Consider the following 18,559-nt stretch of genomic DNA (forward strand, 5'->3'; position numbering starts at 1 on the left):
GACCGGACGCGGACGTTTCCGAACCTTGTCACGTCGTCGTGCGACGCGGTGGCGTACCACGATCGACGTATCGTATTCCTCCTGAAAGATAACGCTTTTTTGCCGGTGGTCGGAACGACGTAGTATGGCCGATGAGTTAAAACGCGGGCTCGAGGGCGTCCTCGTCGCGGAGTCGGATCTGAGCTACGTCGACGGCGAGGTCGGGAAGCTCGTATACCGCGGGTACGACATCGAGGACCTCGCGCGCGGCGCGTCCTACGAGGAGGTGCTGTACCTGCTGTGGCACGGCTCCCTGCCCACCGCCGCGGAGCTCGACTCGTTCGCCGCCGACCTCGCGGCGGAACGCGAGGTGAACGACGACGTCATCGAGACGGTGCGCGCGCTCGCGGACGCCGGCGAGCGACCGATGGCCGCGCTCCGGACCGCGACGTCGATGCTGTCCGCGTACGACCCGGACGACGACGAGGAGGGCGACGACGGCGAGGCCGCCCTCCGCCAGGGCCGGCGGATCACGGCGAAAATCCCGACGGTCCTCGCCGCGTTCGAGCGCGTCCGGCAGGGCGAGGAGCCGGTCGCCCCCGACCCGGAGCTCTCGCACGCCGGGAACTTCCTCTACATGCTCACCGGGACGGAACCGGACGCGGTGAGCGAGGAGACGTTCGACATGGCGCTGACGCTCCACGCCGACCACGGGCTCAACGCCTCCACGTTCACCGCGATGGTGATCGGCTCGACGATGGCCGACGTCTACTCCGGCGTCACCGGCGGCATCGGCGCGCTCTCCGGCCCGCTCCACGGCGGCGCCAACCAGGACGTGATGGAGGTGCTCCACGAGGTCGACGCGTCCTCGAAGGACCCCGTCGAGTGGGTGAAAGACGCCCGGGACGAGGGGCGGCGCATCCCCGGATTCGGCCACCGCGTCTACAAGGTGAAAGACCCCCGCGCGAAGATCCTCGAAGAGAAGCTCCGCGACCTCTCGGAGTCGTCGGGCGACACGAAGTGGCTCGACTACACCACCGCGATCGAGGAGTACCTCACCGACCAAGGGCTCGTCGAGAAGGGGATCGCCCCGAACGTCGACTTCTACTCCGGCTCCGTCTACGACTCGCTCGGTATCCCGGTCGACATGTACACGCCCATCTTCGCGATGAGCCGCGTCGGCGGGTGGATCGCCCACGTCGCCGAGTACCAGGAGGACAACCGCCTCATCCGCCCGCGCGCCCGCTACACCGGCCCCGAGGACGTCGAGTTCGTCCCCGTCGACGAGCGGTAGGCGACACGTTCCCCCGTTCCGTTTCTCTCCCGGTCGTCGCCGTTCCCCAGCCGCGGCCTCAGACCCCGAGCCGCTCGCGGGCGTATTTCGCGAGCAGCGGGACGTCGTCGAGGTGGAGCAGCCGAGCCATCCCCGCCTTCTCGCCGCGGTTCGCCTTCGCCAAGATGTCGTCGTCGGTCTCTTGGAGGTCGCGCATCAACCGGTCGTACCGCTCGTTCGGCGCGAGGTACAGCAGCTCCGTGAGCGCCAGCCGCGACTCCGCGCGCGGCGCCACGTCGCGGTGCCACAGCGTCTCGTACACCGCGAGGCTCTCCGCGTCGATGCGCCGCTCAGAGTCGGTGAGACAGCGGTCGACGGTCGCCGCGGCGGCGCGGGCAGACTTCATCCCCTTGTGGATCCCCTCGCCCCACAGCGGGTCGATGGAGGGGACCGTATCGCCGATCGCGATGAACCGGTCCGTGTGCATCTGCCCCGGGCGCTGGATATGCGCGGAGCCGCGGTGGACCTTCTCGTCGATCTGTTCGGCGTCGGAGAACCGCGGGTCGCGACTCACCCAGTCGTCGAGGTAGCCGTCGACGGTCTTCCCCGCCTCGGCGAACTCGCGGTGGCGGTCGTTCTGGATGTAACAGAGGCCGACCTTCGCGGTGTCCTCGCCGGTCGCGAAGATCCACGAGTAGCCGCCCGGCGCGATGTTGTGGTCCAGCCGCAGCATCATCGCGCGCCGGAGGTCCGCGTAGTCGGGGTGGTTCATCTCGACGCCCTCCATCTCGTACTCGATGCCGATCGCCTGGTTCTCGCGTTCGAGGTCGACGACGTCGAGCGCGCTCGCGAGCGGCGCGGCCGGGCCGGTGGCGTCGATCACCACGTCGGCGTACACCTCCTCGTCGCCGTTGTACCGAACCCCTTCGATGACGCCGTCGTCGTCGAGAATCGGCCGCGAGACGCGCGCGTCGAAGCGGTACTCCGCGCCGTTCTCGCGGCCGTCCGCCACGAGGAACCGCTTGAACTCCGCGAACTCCAACACCGCCCCCGGCTGGTAGCTCTCGTAGTACTCGTTGGGCGACTCCAACACGACGTCGTCGGTGTACGACATCACGACGTCGTCGGGGATCCCGAAGGAGGACATCATCGACGGGAACGTGCCCGCCGTCGACTTGTTGCTCTGTCGCGGGAACTCGGCTTCCGACTCCGTCTCCAAGACGACGACGTCGTAGTCGCGCGTCGCTAGGTCGCGGGCGCACTGCGCGCCCGCCGGACCGGCCCCGGCGATAGCGACGTCGTAGCGGTCAACCATACACGCCAGTTGCGGACCCTCCTAATTAGGCTTGCTGAAACTCCCCGAAAAATCCGCGTGAACCCGCCCGTTCGGCCGGTTTTGGCCGTCGAGAGAGGTCGGAATCCCCCGGCTTCGTCCGGCGGTCTCAGTAGAACTCGCGGACGAGGTCGGTCGCCCCCTCGGGGGCGCCGTCCGGGATGACGGACATGTCCTCGTCGACGCCGTGCTGTTCGTGGTACGGCACCGACGACTCGTCCTTGTAGATGACGCCCTGATGTTCCTTCTCGTTGTCGAGGATGACGTCCTTCGCGTCCTCGCGGTCGGTCGGGTCGTGGTCCTCCTCCTTGAGGTCGACCAGCGAGTCGCGGAAGTAGTCGTACGTGTCGACGTCGTTGAAGGTGACGCAGGGGGAATAGACGTTGACGAAGCCGAACCCGTCGTGCTCGATGGCCTCCTGGATGATCTCCTGGTGGCGGAGCGCGTCCGAAGAGAACGACTGGGCGATGAACGTCGCGCCGGAGGCGAGCGCCAGCGCGTGCGGGTTCACCGGGGGCTGTTTGGGGCCCTCGGGGCTCGTCGAGGTCTCGAAGTCCTCGCGCGAGGTGGGCGAGGCCTGCCCCTTCGTCAGTCCGTAGATGCGGTTGTCCATCACGACGTACGTCATGTCGACGTTGCGTCGGACGGCGTGGACGAAGTGGCCCGCGCCGATGGAGTAGCCGTCGCCGTCGCCGCCGGCGACCATCACTTCGATGTCGGGCCGGGCCATCTTGACGCCGGTCCCGACTGGGAGCGCGCGCCCGTGAACGCCGTGGAGCGCGTAGCTGTGCATGTACGTGCCGATCTTGCCGGAACAGCCGATGCCGGCGACGACGAAGGTGTTGTCGGGGTCGTTGCCCGTCTCCGCCAGCGCCTTCATCATGCCGTTCATCGTCCCGAAGTCGCCGCATCCCGGGCACCACGTCGGCTGCTTGTCGGACTTGAAGTCGGTGAATCGAATCTCTGAGCTCATTGGTTACGCCTCCACCCCCGCTTCGAGGGTCGACTTGATCTCCGCTGCGAGTTCGTCGGCCTTGAACCGCACGCCGTTGTACTTGTTCACGCGGTCGACCCGTTCGAGCACGTCGTGCTCGACGAGGTCCGCGAACTGCCCCTGTTCGTTACACTCGACGACGACCGTTCGCTCGGCCGCCGCGACGTCCTCGGAGAGGTCCGGCCGCGGGAAGACGTACGGGACCGAGAGGACCCGTACGTCCAGTCCGTCCTCTTCGAGGAACTCGACCGCCTCGGCGAGCGCGCCCTCGTTCGACCCCCACGTGACCACGAGGGTGTCGGCGTCCTCGGCGCCGAACTCGCGCGGGCTCCAGTCCTCGCGCTCGCGGGCCGTCTCCACCTTCCGGTTTCGCTTGTCGACCTGCGCGACGCGCATGTCGGTGTCCTCGGTCCGGCGCCCCTGCTCGTCGTGTTCGAGGCCGGTGGACATGTGCGCGCCGTCGGCCGTGCCGGGGAACGCCCGCGGCGAGATCCCGTCGTCGGTGATCTCGTGGGGCTGAAAGCCGCCCGACTCGCTGGTGTGGTCGTCGATCGTCGTCTCGTCGACGACGTTGCCGCGGTCGACCTCCACCTCGTCCATGTCGAAGGTCTCCGGGGAGAACGTCTGCTCGGTGACCGCCATCGAGAGGTCGGCGGTGAGGTAGACGGGGAGCTGGTACTTCTCGGCGAGGTTGAACGCCTCGACCGTCTTCCAGAAGCACTCGTCGATCGTCGTCGGCGCGAGGACGAACCGCGGGACCTCGCCGTGGCCGCCGTACAGCATCTGGTTCAGGTCGCCCTGCTCCTGTTTCGTCGGCATCCCCGTCGAGGGGCCCGAGCGCATCACGTTACAGATGACGAGGGGCGTCTCCGAGGTGGCGATGAGCCCGAACGTCTCCGTCATCAGGTCGATCCCCGGCCCGGAGGTCGCCGTCATCGCGCGGGCGCCGCCGCGGGCCGCGCCCAGCGCCATGTTGATCGCCGACAGCTCGTCTTCCGCCTGAACGACGTGACCGCCGTACCGCTCGATGCGGCCGGTGAGGTACGTCATCACGTCGGTCGCGGGCGTAATCGGGTAGCCGGCGTAGAAGCGGCAGCCGGCCGCGATGGCGCCCATACCGATCGCCTCGTCGCCGTTGAGGAGGACGTAGTCCTCGTCGGTGGTCTCCAGCGAGTAGTCGAACTCGTGGTCGTACTCGTCGGCGACGTGCGACTGGCCCGCGCGGGCCGCCTCCTTGTTGTTGTCGACGAGCTTCTGTCCCTTGTCCTTGAACCGCTTCTCCAGCGCCGAATCGAGGTTCTCGATGGGGAAATCCGCCACCTCGCAGGCGGCGCCGAGCGCGACGACGTTCCGCATGATCGCCCCGCCGGCCTCCTCGGCGAGGCTCTTGAGGGGCACATCGAGCCCGATCATCCCCTCGGGGATTTCGACGTCCTGCATCGTGGTCCGCTCGCCGTCGTAGATGATCACCGACCCCTCGTGGAGCTCGTCGAGGTTCTCCTCGATCGTCCGGGGGGTCAACGCGATGAGCACGTCGAGTCGGTCAACGACGCTCTGTACCTTGTCGACGGAGGTCCGCACCTTGTAGGCGGTGTACCCGCCTCGGATCCGCGATGCGAAGTCCTTCGACGTGAACACGTGCCGACCCGCGCGGGAAAGCGCCTGTGCGAAGATCTTCCCCGTCGAGTCGATGCCGTCGCCGGCCTCTCCGCCGACAGCCCAGTTGAAATCCGCGGCCATGTGCTATGGGCAAGGTTCCGGCGGACTCATCAAAAGGCTTCTGGAAGGAGCCACCGAGGTGTTTCTGGACGAACGTGTTCGCTCTCGCGAATACTGTCGGCTCTAAGCGCTGTATTCGGCTTATATACGAATATAATTGAACATACATCCACCGTATTCCTCACGATCGACCCCTCGCGTCGGACCCGTTTTCGACGATTATCGAACATTCTCGGCCGGGAGCGTACCTCCCGGACGCGTCGGCGAAGGCGGCGGTGTGACGAGAGCGTGGGCGTCGCCGAGTGCGCGCGTTTCGACTCGGGGCGCGCCGCGGGAAGCGGTTTCGGCACGGGCAGGACCGACCCCGACGGGAAGGGGTTTGTGTCTCCCCCGCCGATCCGTCGTATGGACACGACAGCGACGGTCGAGGCGGTCGAGGCGGTCGGCCCCGACACGTACGCCCTCCGCTTCCGCGCGCCCGAGGGGTTCGCGGCCGAACCCGGACAGTTCGTGAAGCTCGGCACCGAGATCGAGGGGGAGTCGGTCGCGCGCTTCTACACCCTCTCGTCGCCGCGCGTGGGCGAGACGTTCGAGGTCACGGTCGGCATCGACCCCGAGGAGGGCGGGGAGTTCTCGGCGTTCCTCTCGGACGCCGAGGCCGGCACCGAGATGACCCTCTCCGGCCCGTACGGCGACCAGCACTACGACGGCGAGCCCCGCGCGGTCGTGATCGCGGGGGGTCCCGGGATCGGCCCCGCGGTCGCCATCGCGGAGCGCGCGCTCGACGAGGGCGCCGAGGCCGCGGTCGTCTACCGCGACGACGACGTCGCGCACGCCGACCGGATCGACGCACTCCGCGAGCGCGGCGCCGATATTCGGCTCCTCGACGCGGGCGACCCCCTGACCGACGCCGTCGCCGAGGTCATCATCGGCGCGGACGGCGAGACCGTGTTCGTCTACGGGTTCGCCGACCTCGTCGCCGACGCGGAGGCCGCGGTCGACGCGGCCGGGGGCGACGCGGACGCCGCGAAGGTCGAGAACTTCGGATAGCGGGCGTCCGGACGGCCGACATCGCCCCGCGGCCTCGCCCGCCGGTGCCGCCACGCTTTACGTACTCCCCCGAGAGGTGTGGGTATGGACTACCGACGACTCGGCGACACCGGGCTCAGCGTCTCGGAGCTCTGCTTCGGGACGTGGCGGTTCGGGCGCGAGACGAACGGCGTCGTGGAGACGGGCCGCGAGGAGTCGCACGAACTGCTCGACGCGGCCGCGGACCGCGGGATCAACTTCATCGACACGGCCAACGTGTACGGGAACCCGAACGGGACGAGCGAGGAGTACATCGGCGAGTGGCTCGCGGACCGCGACCGCGAGGACTACGTGATCGCCTCGAAGGTGTACTTCCCGTTCGACGGGCGCGGCGAGCCCGGCCCGAACGACTCGGGGCTCGGTCGGAAGCACGTCCGCGCGCAGATCGAGGGCACCCTCGACCGGCTCGGCACCGACTACCTCGACGTCTACTACATCCACCGCTGGGACGAGGAGACGCCGATCGAGGAGACGATGCGCGCGCTCGACGAGCTGGTCGCGGAGGGGAAAGTGCACCACCTCGGCGCGTCGACGATGGCGGCCTGGCAGCTGACCAAAGCGCAGTGGACGGCGGACGTCAACGACTACGCGAGCTTCGACGCCGTCCAGCCGCTCCACCACGCCGGCTACTACGAGGACGTGAGCGAGTACCTCGACGTCTGTATCGATCAGGACCTCGCGGTCTGCCCGTACTCCCCGCTCGCGGGCGGGTTCCTCACCGGGAAGTACGAGCGCGCCGACCCGGACGACCCCGAGAAAGTGATCGCGCCGGACGGCTCGCGCGCGAGCTTCGACGACCGGTTCGAGCGCTTCTACCTCTCGGAGCGCGGCTGGAAGGTGCTCGACGCGGTCCGCGAGGTCGCCGACGAGCTGGACGCCACGCCCGCGCAGGTCGCGCTCGCGTGGCTCACCGAGTGGGACGAGTTCACCTGCGTCCCCATCGTCGGCGCGCGGACGGTCGACCAGCTCGACGAGAACGTCGCGGCCGCCGACCTCGACCTCTCCGACGAGCAGTGGGACCGGATCATGGACGCGCGGTACGCCCCCGACGGGACGCTCTGGGGACACTGAGCGCGGGGACCAGCGACGGGCGGCCGCGTCCGAATCGGAGCGCGGCCGCTACTCGTCGAAGTCGGGGAGGTCGTCCGGCGCCTCGAAGTCGGCCTCCCAGTCGATGTACTCCTCCTTCAGCGTCTCGCAGACGATCTGTCCGAGTTCGGTCAGGCCGGCGTTGATCGCGGAGACGGTCCCCCACGAATCGAGGTCCGGGTGGAGGTCGCGCTCCTTCCAGTCCTCGGGGAGCCCCGGCGCGTGGTAGCCGACGCGGTCGGCGAAGTCGTCGTTTCTTAACTAGACGACTCGTTGGTTATTCACTGAATCTATAAGTGCTACTCGACGTATGATATGACAAGCACCCACTGATACGCGAAAGTGGGTGTGGCGGAGGCTCCAACCTATGACCGACACACCCGAAGAAAAGTACGCATCGATACAGCAAACCGTTTGGGGTGATGAGGACACCTTTGAGATTGACGGCTACGTTGATACTGGAAAATTAACCCAAGCCGAAGCCGAGCGGATCCAAGAGCTGTGTGACGCCTTTGACGGCGAGAAGCTTGACCGTCAGAACCACACCGAAAAGAAACAGTCCTTCGAGCCCGACAAGCGGAAGGACAAGAGCTATTCGACATTGTGGGGATGGATGTATCGCCTTTCGCGGATGGGGAGAGATCTAAAGAACGCTGATTTCACTGTGGACACGTTGACCGAAGCCGAAGCGGCGGATCTCAACGATTTGATGGAACGGGGCTACTACAAAGCAGAGGTGCCGAACTGTAACGGCATGAGCAAGGGGACTATCCGGACCTATCAGTTTGCTCTCCGCATTTTCTACCGATATCACTCCGATCTCGGCGTTGACCCGGAGCACATAGCGATTTACAGCGAAGATGGTGATAGCTCCGTGGACCCCGACGATATGCTCACACGGGACGAAATAGAACGGCTCAAAGACGCTGCGGACCACCCGCGTGACAAGATGATCCTGACGTTGCTCCTGTACACCGGGATGCGGAGCAACGCGCTCCGTACGCTCCGTGTGAAGGACGTAAAACACCTCAACGACGAGAATAAGACGGGCCGCTATCGCTTCAATCCCAGCGTGGACCACGGCCTGAAAGGTGCCGACGACAGGAACGGGTGGCGGCCACTCCTATTGGCCGAGGGGGCGGTTCGGCAGTGGGTGAATAATTACCACCCCGCAAGAGGAGATGCTGATTTTGAAGAGTGTTTCCTGATTACTGGAAAACCGAACTACGGGAAGTCGAACCCAAGAAGCCCGGTCGGGAATAACTGTCTTCGGTACGTGTTGAACACGCTCCAAAATGAGACGGGCATCGAGAAGCCACTCAACCCGCACTCACTGCGTCACAACTTCGTGACGATCTGTAAGCGCGATTACGATATGGATAATGACACGATCAAGTGGTTGATTGGACACACCAAAGACAGTCAGGTGATGGAAACAACCTACAGCCACCTGTCAGACATGGACTTTCGGGAGAAGGCCGAAGAAAAGGCCGGATTGATTGACGAAACCAGCCGGAGCACACTCACACCCAAGCAGTGTAGTTGTGGCGAGAAAGTCGCACCGACCGCGAAGGCGTGCCCAAACTGTGGGATGCTGTTCAGCCCCGACGCGCGGGCGGTTGAAGAGGAAACGGAACAGCAAGTCAAAGACACTTATAAAGAAGCAGGGAAGGCCGGCGATGTTCAAGCCATTGACGACGTTGACGAACTACTCGAAAATCCCGCTGTCAAACAAGCACTAATTGAGAAGCTCCAAGAAGATTAGTCGGGCCAGTCACTTTTTTAGCGTCGTACAGGCTCTGTTCTCTCTGTTCGTGTAGTTACTCATACTTAGACATATTTGGCTCTGTTGAAATCCTATTCTTCAGACATATAATCAAATGAAACGACTGGTCGCTGAGGGTGCGTACAAACACCTCCGTGAGGGCCCTCTTCGCCACAGCATTTACGTCGGACGGGAGCGTAACAGGTCCCCGATTCGTTAAGAACCATGAAGATTCAAGAGCTCCCTGAGTGGACCGAAACAGAATTCGCGTTCCCGATCACGAGAGAATCGATCATCGATCAGGCTGGTGACACCGAGATTCACGCACCTGACGAAGAGGATTCAGAGACACTCTCTGCCATTCTTGAACGGAGTGGTAAAGAGACGTATCAGTCTCCAGATCACTTGCTTACTGCCATTCGTGGTAATGTGAGTGACGAGTATATCGGCCGGAAATACTACGATGACCGATCTGGAGATCGGAGCGGCCCTGAAAGCGACACGAGACAAGAAACGATTGATAGGTCGTTTTAACTGGAATTAGGCGCTAAATCCCCTTCCTCAAGGAGCAACACAGGGAGCAAAGCGACCGAGTAGCGTTAACGAGAGCAAGCTCTCGTTCGCACATCAGAAATCTGCGATTTCTGAGGACACCCTCAAGGAGCGAACGGCTTCAGCCGTGAGCGAGTAGGGTGGGGTAGTTCACTACTTCTTGAGATATCACAGCGAGAGCGAGGGGGCGAACCCAGAGTCGCAGATTCTACAGATCCGCACCGGTACGTGAGTCCCCTGTATTGACCGCAACCGGGTCAGAATATATCACCTGCTGAGGATTTCAACAGAACCACATATTTGTGAATACAGTCGTAGCGGGATTGGTGGTAGGTGGGCTTACCGATGTAGTCGCTGTTGTTTACTTTGAGCTGATTTATTTTGGAATAAAAACTCCATGCGCAGTCCGACAGATACACCGGTATTTGATTCAAACTAAGAGTATCGTTGTGTCAAAGAAAGGTTTGGGCCTTGCTGTCGCTATGGTAGTGAAGTTATGTCGCCGCCGGTCAAACCTTAGGTATGACGTTGAACGTACCAACACCCGATCCGCCCGAGCTTGAAGAGATTGACCCGAATGAATACGACGATGCCGATGTAGTAGGCGATACGGACTATAAGCGCGAAGAGATAGAGGAATTACTTCGACAGGGCGCGTGGGAAGACGCGTTCACGGAGTGGGCGGAGGACACGGATCTTGATGAGGAAGAATTTGAGATCCTGACCGACTTGGACATGATACAGCAGTTTGACTTTTTTTGGGATGCCTTCGCCGAGCGCGTCGGCTACCACGCGCCGGGAATCCCGGAGGACTGGAAGGAACGAAACTACCACCCGGACTTGGATAGTTGGGGAACCACTTCAGGAATCAATGCTGCGCTCACAGAACTGGGGCAAACCGCGTGTGATGTACTAAAAAACGAGTATATTGACTGGGAGAGCGAATATGAAGCGCCGGACGATCTCCCCGACTTCGATTAGAATAACAAACGAGTCATTTGGTTATTACAAAAGAAGTCGAAGCGGGAGACGAGGTCCAGATCGACCGCGATCGCCCAGTCGGACTCGTCCATGTCGGTCGCGTCGGCCCACTCGGAGAACGCGTCCTCCCACGCCCCCTCGCGGAGGAGCGCCTCCAGGTCGTCGCGGCGGTACTCCCCGCCCGCCACCTCGGCGTCCTCGTACTCGTTCGGGTCGACGGCGGCGAGTTCGGGGGGCTCCGGCGGCTCGACGTCGAGTGACATGCCCGGTGGTGGGCGCCGCCGGGCCAAAACCCTACGGGACGGGAGTCGGCCGCGGCCGATCCGGTCCTTTTACCGCGGCGCCGTCCCGAGGGCGGGTATGGACCTCCGCGCCGTCTCGCGTCGCGTCGGGATCGCCGCCGCCGTCGTCACCGTCGTCGCGCTCGTCGCGCCGTACGCGGTCATCACGGGGCCGGAGTACGCGACCCAGCTGGCGGCGTACTACGCGTCCGGCGTCGTCGGCTGGGGCGGGATCGCGCTGTTCGCGCTGCTGTCCGCGGTCGTCATCGCCTCCGTCGAACAAGGGAACGTCGACCCCGGGACGCTCGCCGGCGTGGCGGTCGTCCTCGGGCTCGCGACGACCGTCAGCGCGGCGACGTGGGCGCTGGCGGTCGAGCCGAGCCCGGTGTTCCGCGACCACCTCTGGCTCGTGTGGCACGCGCGCGCCGTCGTCGCGCTGTCGGTCCCCGTGCCGCTCGCCGCCGCGGTGTACGCTCGGGCGGTGCTGTCGTAGGACCGGTCGCCGAACGAAAGGCCCTTATGCCGCACCCGAATATCGTCGAACGGACTAGGTCGGGCGGTTAGGCCCCGCTCGTTACCCGTGAGGCAGTCTTCAGCGGGGACCGAACAGCGGGCACGTCCGGTCAGACCGGCGCGGGCCCCGAGAGCCAACGTGGAAGCCTCGTCCGCCGGGGACAGCGGTCCGCGGCGCCCGCTCGCAGGAGCGGTCCGTCGCGGTTCGTCGGCGGCACTGGGTCAGGCGCGGAAGCGAGCAGCCCACCGCCGGACGCCAGTCGCTCGTCGGGTCGCGGGGTGGAGGAGGCAATCGGGATACCCCGTGCCGGAACGCCGGGCTACCCCGCCTGTCCGCCATTCATACCGATTCTCGTTGGCTGAGTGGTGACGCTGTGACGCTGCGGTCGCCGGCGTGAGCGTCGACACCGCGAGCGTTTGTTTATAAATGGATGCTGTCTGCTCGGGAGCCTACTTATAAATAATCGATGACGGATCGGCGACGGACGCCACCGAAGCCCCAGCCGCTCGTTTATAAGCTCTTGCTGCCGGATCGGCGACGGACGCCACCGAAGCCCCAGCCGCTCGTTTATAAGCTCTTGCTGCCGGATCGGCGACGGACGCCACCGAAGCCCCAGCCGCGAGGCCGGCGTACGCTCGCTGCGCTCCTCGTCACTCGCTCCGCTCGTTCCTGCGGTGCTTGCGTCGCCTACGCCGGCCTCGCGGCTGCCCCTTCAAGTCCTCCCCGCACGGCGACCGCACCTCACGCCTCCCCAGCCTCGTCGCTGGCGGCTGACGCCGCCAGCGACTCCCTCGCGCGTGCTGCTCGCGGCCTACCGGCCGCCCGCAGGCACGCGCCACGGCGACCGCAGAAAAGAGTCGGTCTCGCGGCTCAGCGGCCGGTGTCGTATTTATAAGTCGCCGAGTCCGGGTCGATCCCGAAGTCCTCGGCGGACTCCTCCGGCTCGTCGTCGCCGGTCGGCTCGGCGTCCTTGAACGCCTTTCGGAGGCTGCTCGGCATCTCGAACTCGTCGACGGCGAGCGCGAGGCCGACCACGTCGCCGCCGAGGAACTCCCGCTTCTCGGTGAGGCGGTCCGAGAGCGCGGGCGGGAGGTCGTCGGTGTCGACGCGCTCGAAGCCGAACTGCGCGAGGTAGTCGGGCTGGTCGGTGAGTACGTACACCGTCTCGAACCCGTCCGCGGCCGCGGTGTCGACGAGGCGCTCGACGACGTGCGCGCCGACCCCGCGGTGCCGCCACTCGGGGAGGACGCCGATCCCGGTGAGCTCGATCCGGTTGGCCTCGTCCTCGTCGCCCCGGTGGAGCCGGAGCCGGCCGAACCCGGCCCGGTCGCCGGACTCCTCGTCGACCGCGATCACGTAGTCCCGTGACCGGAAGGCGACGTCGTCGAGCCCCAGCTGCTCGATCGCGTCCAACAACCACGCCTCGTCACGGTTCTTGGCGTCGCGGACGTACATAGAGAACCGTACGAGACCGGAGGTAAAAAGCGGTTCCCCGGCGGCTCCTCCCGCGTCTCCCGGCCGTGACGCCAGCCTCCTCGTCTCGTGCCCGCTCCCCCGGCGCGCATCGGACCGCTTTTGCGTAGCGGCAGCCGACCGGACGCGTATGGAGTTCGCCGCGCTGGCGGAACGGGCGGAACGGGTGGCCGCGAACGACGGCGACATCGAGACGACGCTCGCGGTCGCCGACCTGCTCGCGGACGCCGGCGCCGGAGGCGACGCCGACGGGGACGAGGAGGGCGGCGGCGAGGGCGACGGGTCCGCCGACGACCTCCCAGTCGTCGTCCGGTTCCTCCTCGGGCGCGTCTTCCCCGCCCACGACACCCGCACCCTCGACGTCGGTCCCGCGCTCTGCCGCGAGGCGATCGCCCGCGCCGCGGGCCCGAACGTCGCCGCCGCCGACGTCGAGGACCGGCTCGCGGAGCGCGGCGAGATCGGCGCCGTCGCGGCCGCCTACGACTTCGGCGGCCAGCGGGGGCTCGCCGCGTTCGGCGGCGGCCGCGACGCGCTCACGGTCGCCGCGCTCGACGAGGAGCTGCGCGGCCTCGCGGCCGAGAGCGGCGACGGCAGCGAGTCGCGCAAGCGGGACGCCCTGTTCGGGCTGTTCACCCGGTGTTCGCCGAGCGAGTCCGCGTTCCTCGCCCGACTCGTCCTCGGTGAGATGCGGCTCGGCGTCGGCGAGGGGACGGTCCGCGACGCGGTCGCCGAGGCGTTCCTCGCGCCGCCCGGGGCGTCAGGAGAAGCGGACGAAGAGGGATCGAGCGAGGACGACCCCGAACTCTACGCGCCCGAGGACGCCGTCGCGGCCGTCGAGCGCGCGCTTCAGGTGACGAACGACTACGGCCGGGTCGCGGTCCGCGCCCGCGACGAGGGGCTCGCGGGGCTCCGCGAGGAGTCGCTGCGCGTCGGCCGGCCGGTCCAGGCGATGCTCGCGCAGGCGGGCACCGCGACGGACGCGCTCGACGCGTTCGGCGAGGTCGCCGTCGAGACGAAGTTCGACGGCGCCCGCGTTCAGGTTCACTACGACCCCGGAGCCGACGGCGGGTCCGAGGGCGGCGGCGGCGACGCCACCGACGGTGAGGCTCCGGAAGACGACGGCGACGCGGCGATCGGCCCGCGGCTCTACTCGCGGAACATGGACGACGTGACCGAGGCGCTCCCCGAGATCGTCGAGTACGTCGCCGAGCGCGTCGACGCCCCGGTTATCCTCGACGGCGAGGTCGTCGCGGTCGGCGACGACGGCGACCCGCTCCCGTTCCAGGAGGTGCTTCGGCGGTTCCGCCGGAAGCACGACGTCGACCGCATGCGAGAGACCGTCTCCCTGCGGCTCCACGCGTTCGACTGCCTCCACGCCGACGGTGACGACCTGCTCGACGAGCCTCTCCGCGTCCGCCACGACCGGCTCCGGGAGGTCCTCCCCGACGCGGCGGCGGACCTCACGCTGGCCGACGACGCCGAGGCGATCGCGGCCGCGGAACGGGCCGCGCTCGACGCGGGCCACGAGGGCGTCATGCTGAAGAACCCCGACGCGGCGTACACGCCCGGCGACCGCGGCCGCGACTGGCTGAAGCGCAAGCCGGACGTGGAGACGCTCGACGCCGTCGTCGTCGGCGCCGAGTGGGGCGAAGGGCGCCGCGCGGAGCTGTTCGGCACCTTCCTGCTCGCAGTCCGGGAAGAGGGCGACGCGAGCGAGGCCCCCGACCGCAGCGCGGGCGACCGCGACGCCGACGACCCCGCGCCCGCGGGGTACGCCACGGTCGGCAAGGTGGCCACGGGGATCACGGACGAGGCGCTCGCGGATCTCACCGAGCGGCTGGAGCCGCACGTCGTCCGCGAGGAGGGGACCACGGTCGCGTTCGACCCGGAACTGGTGGTCGAGGTCGGCTACGAGGAGATCCAGGCCTCGCCGACGTACTCCGCCGGCTACGCCCTCCGGTTCCCCCGGTTCGTCGGCGTCCGCGAGGACAAGGGGGTCGACGACGCCGACTCGCTCGCGCGGGTCCGCCGGCTCGCCGGCGACGACTGAGCCGACGCGAGAGGGCGACGAGCGACGCGGCCCCCGCGGCGTTCCGCCACGCGAAACCCCTTCACGGTCCGGCTCGTAGGCGCTCGCATGCCAGGCCCGCTCGGCGACGCGACGCGGCGCGACCTCACCGACGCGGCCGCGGACCGGCTCGCGGCCGAGGGGTTCGAGGTCGCCCGCCCGGAGAGCGGCGCCGAGCCGCCGGCGGTCGCGACCCGCGGCGACGACCGGATCGCGGTGGAGCCGCTCGCTACGGGCGACGCCACGCCTACCGTGATAATCTCGCGGCTCGGCCACGCGCTCGACCGCGACCGCCGCGTCCTGTTCGTCGCCAGGGACGCCGACACCGCGACCGCCGTGCGCGACCTCCTCGCCGATCCGCCGCTGCTCGCCGCCCGGACCGACGGCCGCCGAACCTTCCACCTCGGCCCGGACCGGGTCCCGGTCTCGGGCGGCGGCTACGCCTGCGTCCGCGCCGAGGGGCTCGGCGACCCGACGTTCGCGTGGCGGGAGACGGACACCCCCGCCGGCCCCGTTCCGGCCCGCCCCGACGTGGACGCCGCGGCCGTCGACGACGACGGTCGGCCCGCGGTCCCGCGGCTCGTCTGCGAGGCCGACGGAGAGGCGGTCGCCGTCCTCGCGGGCGTCGACAGCCTCCGGACCCCGCCGGACGACGCGTTCCCCTTCGCGTACCGCCGGGATCCTGACGACAAGCGGTTCCGCGTCCGGCGCGGCGACGACGGGGTCGTCGTCGAGACGGTCGGCGGGTTCGCCGCGCTGCGCGAGGCGGGGTACCTTCCGATTCCGATGCCCTTGGTTCCGGAACACGCGCTGGGGCGCTCGCTCGACGACGAGGCGCTCGCGGCGGCGTGGGACCTCTCCGTGATCGACGGCGCGGACGCCGAGGAGGTCGACGGCGTCGACCGCGGCGCCGAGCGCGACCGCGACCGATAGCCACCCTCAAGGCGCCCGCGGCCGCAGACGGTGACATGACGGTCCGCTACGAGGAGCTCGCGGTGGAGTGGATCGGATACGCGACGGCGCGGCTGGAGACGGACGCGGGGCACGTCGTCTACACCGATCCCGGCCGCTACGGCGTCCTCGACGACTACTGGGCGCGCGACGGCGACCTCGTCGTCGTCACGCACGACCACCACTACGACGGCGACGGGATCCGATCGGTCGCGAGCGAGGACGCGACGCTCGTGATCTACGAGGCGGTCGACCCCGCCGGGATCGACCGCGACGTCGAGCCGATCGACGCGCTCGCGGCCGACTACGAGGTGGTCCGGGTCAGCGAGGAGGAGCGCGTCGACGTCGACACGCCCGCCGGCGAGGTGCGGGTGTGGTCCGTCCCCGCCCACAACGACCCGGAGGGCCCGAACGCGGACGCCGACGGCTCGGTCGCGCACCCGCCCGGCTTCGGCTGCGGCTTCCTGCTGTCGCTCGGCGGGCGCACCGTCTTCTGGCCCGGCGACTCCGACGCGCTCGACGGGTTCGCCGAGCTCGACGTCTCCGTCTTCCTCGCGAACATCGGCGGGGGCGGCATCGTCGCCGACCGACGCGAGGCGGCCGAGCTGGCCGAGGCGATGGACCCCGACCTCGTCGTCCCGATCCACTACGACACCTTCGAGGGGCTGGAAGCGGACGGCGAGGCGTTCGCCGGCGACGTGGCGAGCCGGTCGATCCCCGTCGCGCTCGACGCGCGCACGGCGAACCAGTAGGCCGAGAGTTCGGCGAGCCGGCGGGGAGAGACCCCCTCGGAGCGGTCGTGGGAACGCGACCCGAACGCTCTCGCGGCCGGTGACCTTTTCACGTCGCCGCGTCCTTCCTCGGTCGCATGACCACCGAGTCCGCGCTCGCCGACGGGGTCCGGGAGGCGCTTTCGGTCGACGCCGAGGCGTTCGCCGAGCGCGCGGCCGAGGAGGCCGAGATCGTCAAACAGGAGCTCCGCGACGGCTCCTTCGACAACCACCAGTCGATCGTCGGCTTCGAGTACGAGTTCTACGCGGTCGGCGACGGGCGGTGGAGCGAGGAGTCGCGGGCGGGCGAGTACGCGCTGATGCGCGTGCCCCGCCGGATGCTGGAGCTGATGGGGTTCGAGAAGGAGCTCGGGCTCCACAACGCCGAGATGTCGACGAGCCCGCAGCCCCTCTCCGACCACGGCCTCCGCGCGCAGCTCGCCGAGGTCCGCGCGCGCTTGGAGGCCGCCGAGAACACCGCCGGCGTGGAGGGGATGCGGCTCGTCTCCGACGGGCTCTGGACCATCCCGCCGGCGGGCGAGACCGCTCGCGAGTACCTCACCGACAGCGTCGAGGTCGACGGCGTCGTCGTCGCGGTCAACATGAGCGACTCCGTCCGGTACCACGCGATGGCGAACGCGGCCGGCGACGAGGAAGCCGATGGCGCGGAGTCGGCCGGGGGGGACGGGACTCCGGCCGAGCCGTCCGGGAGCGCCGAGGTCGAACTCTCCGCCCCGGGCGTGTCGATGGCGGCGGACACGGTGATGCCCGAGAGCCTCATTACCTCGATCCAGCCCCACTACCAGGTGGCGCACGCCGAGACGCTCCCGCGGCACTTCCGGTACGCGCTCCGGATCGCCGGGCCGCTGCTGGCGCTCGGCGTCAACTCCCCGTTCTTCCCGCCGGACCTGTACGACGACGGCTGGGACGGCGAACGCGTCCTCGCCGAGGGGGCGACCGAGAACCGGATCCACGTGTTCGAGTCCGTCCTCAACGCCCGGACCGACGCGGACAAGGTGCGGTTCCCGCGCGACTTCCGGGACGTCGAGACCGCGGTCGACCGCATCGCGGGCGACGAGACGCTGATCCCGATGCCCGACCCGGGCGGCAGCGACCGGTTCGACGACGACTTCGCGACGTTCCGGACGAAACACGGCAGCTACTGGCGGTGGGTCCGCCCCGTCTTCGAGGGGGCGAGCCGCTCGGCCGCCAACGCCCGGATCGAGTTCCGCCCGATCCCCGGCCAGCCCACGGTCCGCGACTCCATCGCGTTCCAAGGGGCGTTCGCGGGCCTGATGCAGGCGCTCGCCCAGCACGAACACCCCGTCATCGGACTCGACTGGGAGACCGCCCGAGACAACTTCTACGCCGCCGTCGCGGACGGCATCGACGCCGACATGGAGTGGATCGGTCGCGACGGGGAGCGCACGACGGACGCGGACGCGATGTACGCCGACCTCCTCGACCACGCTGAGGCGGGGCTCCGGACCGCGGGCTGCGCCGACGACGAGGCCGCCGAGTGGATCGCGCCGCTCCGCTGGCGCGTCGCGAACCGCACGACCCCGGCGAGCTGGAAGCGCGACCGCGTCCGCGACCGCCTCGACGCCGGCGACGAGTTCGCGACCGCGGTCCACGACACCCAGCGCGAGTACATCCGCCAGCAGGCCGACACGCTCATCGACGGCGGCTTCTCGGCGTGGACTGACGACGCTTGACGGGGAGACCCTG

At 67.7% G+C, this 18,559-nt stretch carries 15 protein-coding genes, 1 other RNA gene and 2 pseudogenes; 12 read left to right on the forward strand and 6 right to left on the reverse strand.

All coding sequences use genetic code 11. The features are described from left to right. Positions 1-124: 124 nt before the first annotated feature. Complete coding sequence (gene citZ, locus CPZ01_RS04475) at positions 125-1,273, forward strand: citrate synthase (RefSeq protein ID WP_096393627.1); 1,149 nt, start codon at positions 125-127, stop codon at positions 1,271-1,273. A gap of 58 nt (positions 1,274-1,331) precedes the next feature. Here the strand turns inward: citZ and CPZ01_RS04480 are convergent, their stop codons facing one another. From CPZ01_RS04480 to CPZ01_RS04490, 3 genes are all read right to left on the reverse strand, one after another. Further along, a complete protein-coding gene (locus CPZ01_RS04480) occupies positions 1,332-2,567 on the reverse strand; it encodes a digeranylgeranylglycerophospholipid reductase (protein WP_096393628.1) in 1,236 nt (411 codons plus the stop codon). A gap of 127 nt (positions 2,568-2,694) precedes the next feature. Further along, a complete protein-coding gene (locus CPZ01_RS04485) occupies positions 2,695-3,558 on the reverse strand; it encodes a 2-oxoacid:ferredoxin oxidoreductase subunit beta (RefSeq protein WP_096393629.1) in 864 nt (287 codons plus the stop codon). A gap of 3 nt (positions 3,559-3,561) precedes the next feature. After that, entirely contained in the window at positions 3,562-5,319 is a 1,758-nt protein-coding gene (locus CPZ01_RS04490) for a 2-oxoacid:acceptor oxidoreductase subunit alpha (protein WP_096393630.1), read from the reverse strand. Between the two features lie 384 nt (positions 5,320-5,703). Here CPZ01_RS04490 and CPZ01_RS04495 point away from each other — a divergent pair, with 384 nt between their 5' ends. Both CPZ01_RS04495 and CPZ01_RS04500 read left to right on the forward strand, forming a co-directional pair. Beyond that, complete coding sequence (locus CPZ01_RS04495; RefSeq protein WP_096393631.1) at positions 5,704-6,348, forward strand: FAD-dependent oxidoreductase; 645 nt, start codon at positions 5,704-5,706, stop codon at positions 6,346-6,348. A gap of 84 nt (positions 6,349-6,432) precedes the next feature. Further along, positions 6,433-7,458 carry an aldo/keto reductase gene (locus tag CPZ01_RS04500; protein WP_096393632.1) on the forward strand — a complete coding sequence of 342 codons (1,026 nt, stop codon included), beginning with the start codon at positions 6,433-6,435 and terminating at the stop codon, positions 7,456-7,458. A gap of 48 nt (positions 7,459-7,506) precedes the next feature. On the opposite strand, the pseudogene CPZ01_RS04505 reads toward CPZ01_RS04500, so the two are convergent. Next, positions 7,507-7,728 (reverse strand): annotated as a pseudogene (locus CPZ01_RS04505) (hypothetical protein); the annotation flags it as partial. 115 nt (positions 7,729-7,843) lie between these two features. Here CPZ01_RS04505 and CPZ01_RS04510 point away from each other — a divergent pair. From CPZ01_RS04510 to CPZ01_RS04520, 3 genes are all read left to right on the forward strand, one after another. Beyond that, positions 7,844-9,241 (forward strand): site-specific integrase, encoded by a 1,398-nt coding sequence (locus CPZ01_RS04510; protein WP_096393633.1) that lies wholly within the window; start codon positions 7,844-7,846, stop codon positions 9,239-9,241. Between the two features lie 225 nt (positions 9,242-9,466). Beyond that, the gene (locus tag CPZ01_RS04515; RefSeq protein WP_096393634.1) at positions 9,467-9,775 is read left to right on the forward strand and encodes a DUF5789 family protein; all 309 of its coding nucleotides are present in this window, start codon (positions 9,467-9,469) and stop codon (positions 9,773-9,775) included. A 540-nt stretch (positions 9,776-10,315) separates the two neighbouring features. Further along, on the forward strand, positions 10,316-10,774 hold the full coding sequence (locus tag CPZ01_RS04520; protein WP_096393635.1) for a hypothetical protein: 459 nt from the start codon (positions 10,316-10,318) through the stop codon (positions 10,772-10,774). 5 nt (positions 10,775-10,779) lie between these two features. Here CPZ01_RS04520 and CPZ01_RS04525 read toward each other — a convergent pair. Further along, positions 10,780-11,037 (reverse strand): annotated as a pseudogene (locus CPZ01_RS04525) (hypothetical protein); the annotation flags it as partial. A gap of 97 nt (positions 11,038-11,134) precedes the next feature. Here CPZ01_RS04525 and CPZ01_RS04530 point away from each other — a divergent pair. Together CPZ01_RS04530 and ffs are read left to right on the forward strand one after the other, a co-directional pair. After that, positions 11,135-11,548, forward strand: coding sequence for a DUF7548 family protein (locus CPZ01_RS04530; RefSeq protein ID WP_096393636.1), 414 nt, complete (start codon positions 11,135-11,137; stop codon positions 11,546-11,548). Positions 11,549-11,595: 47 nt separating this feature from the next. Beyond that, an RNA gene (gene ffs / locus CPZ01_RS04535) (signal recognition particle sRNA) lies at positions 11,596-11,907 on the forward strand. 532 nt (positions 11,908-12,439) lie between these two features. Here the strand turns inward: ffs and CPZ01_RS04540 are convergent. Beyond that, positions 12,440-13,024, reverse strand: a complete 585-nt coding sequence (locus tag CPZ01_RS04540; RefSeq protein ID WP_096393637.1) for a GNAT family N-acetyltransferase — start codon at positions 13,022-13,024, stop codon at positions 12,440-12,442. Positions 13,025-13,172: 148 nt separating this feature from the next. On the opposite strand from CPZ01_RS04540, the gene ligA reads away from it, so the two are divergent. The 4 genes from ligA to CPZ01_RS04560 all read left to right on the forward strand — a co-directional run bounded on the left by ligA (position 13,173) and on the right by CPZ01_RS04560 (position 18,546). Then, complete coding sequence (ligA, locus tag CPZ01_RS04545) at positions 13,173-15,092, forward strand: ATP-dependent DNA ligase LigA (protein ID WP_096393638.1); 1,920 nt, start codon at positions 13,173-13,175, stop codon at positions 15,090-15,092. Between the two features lie 87 nt (positions 15,093-15,179). Beyond that, positions 15,180-16,043 (forward strand): hypothetical protein, encoded by an 864-nt coding sequence (locus tag CPZ01_RS04550; RefSeq protein WP_096393639.1) that lies wholly within the window; start codon positions 15,180-15,182, stop codon positions 16,041-16,043. 35 nt (positions 16,044-16,078) lie between these two features. Continuing rightward, positions 16,079-16,813 (forward strand): MBL fold metallo-hydrolase, encoded by a 735-nt coding sequence (locus CPZ01_RS04555; protein WP_096393640.1) that lies wholly within the window; start codon positions 16,079-16,081, stop codon positions 16,811-16,813. 116 nt (positions 16,814-16,929) lie between these two features. Beyond that, entirely contained in the window at positions 16,930-18,546 is a 1,617-nt protein-coding gene (locus CPZ01_RS04560; RefSeq protein ID WP_096393641.1) for a hypothetical protein, read from the forward strand. Positions 18,547-18,559 lie beyond the last annotated feature (13 nt).

Origin of the sequence: Halorubrum trapanicum (genome assembly GCF_002355655.1) — an archaeon.
In the GTDB taxonomy this organism is placed as follows: Archaea; Halobacteriota; Halobacteria; order Halobacteriales; family Haloferacaceae; genus Halorubrum; species Halorubrum trapanicum_A.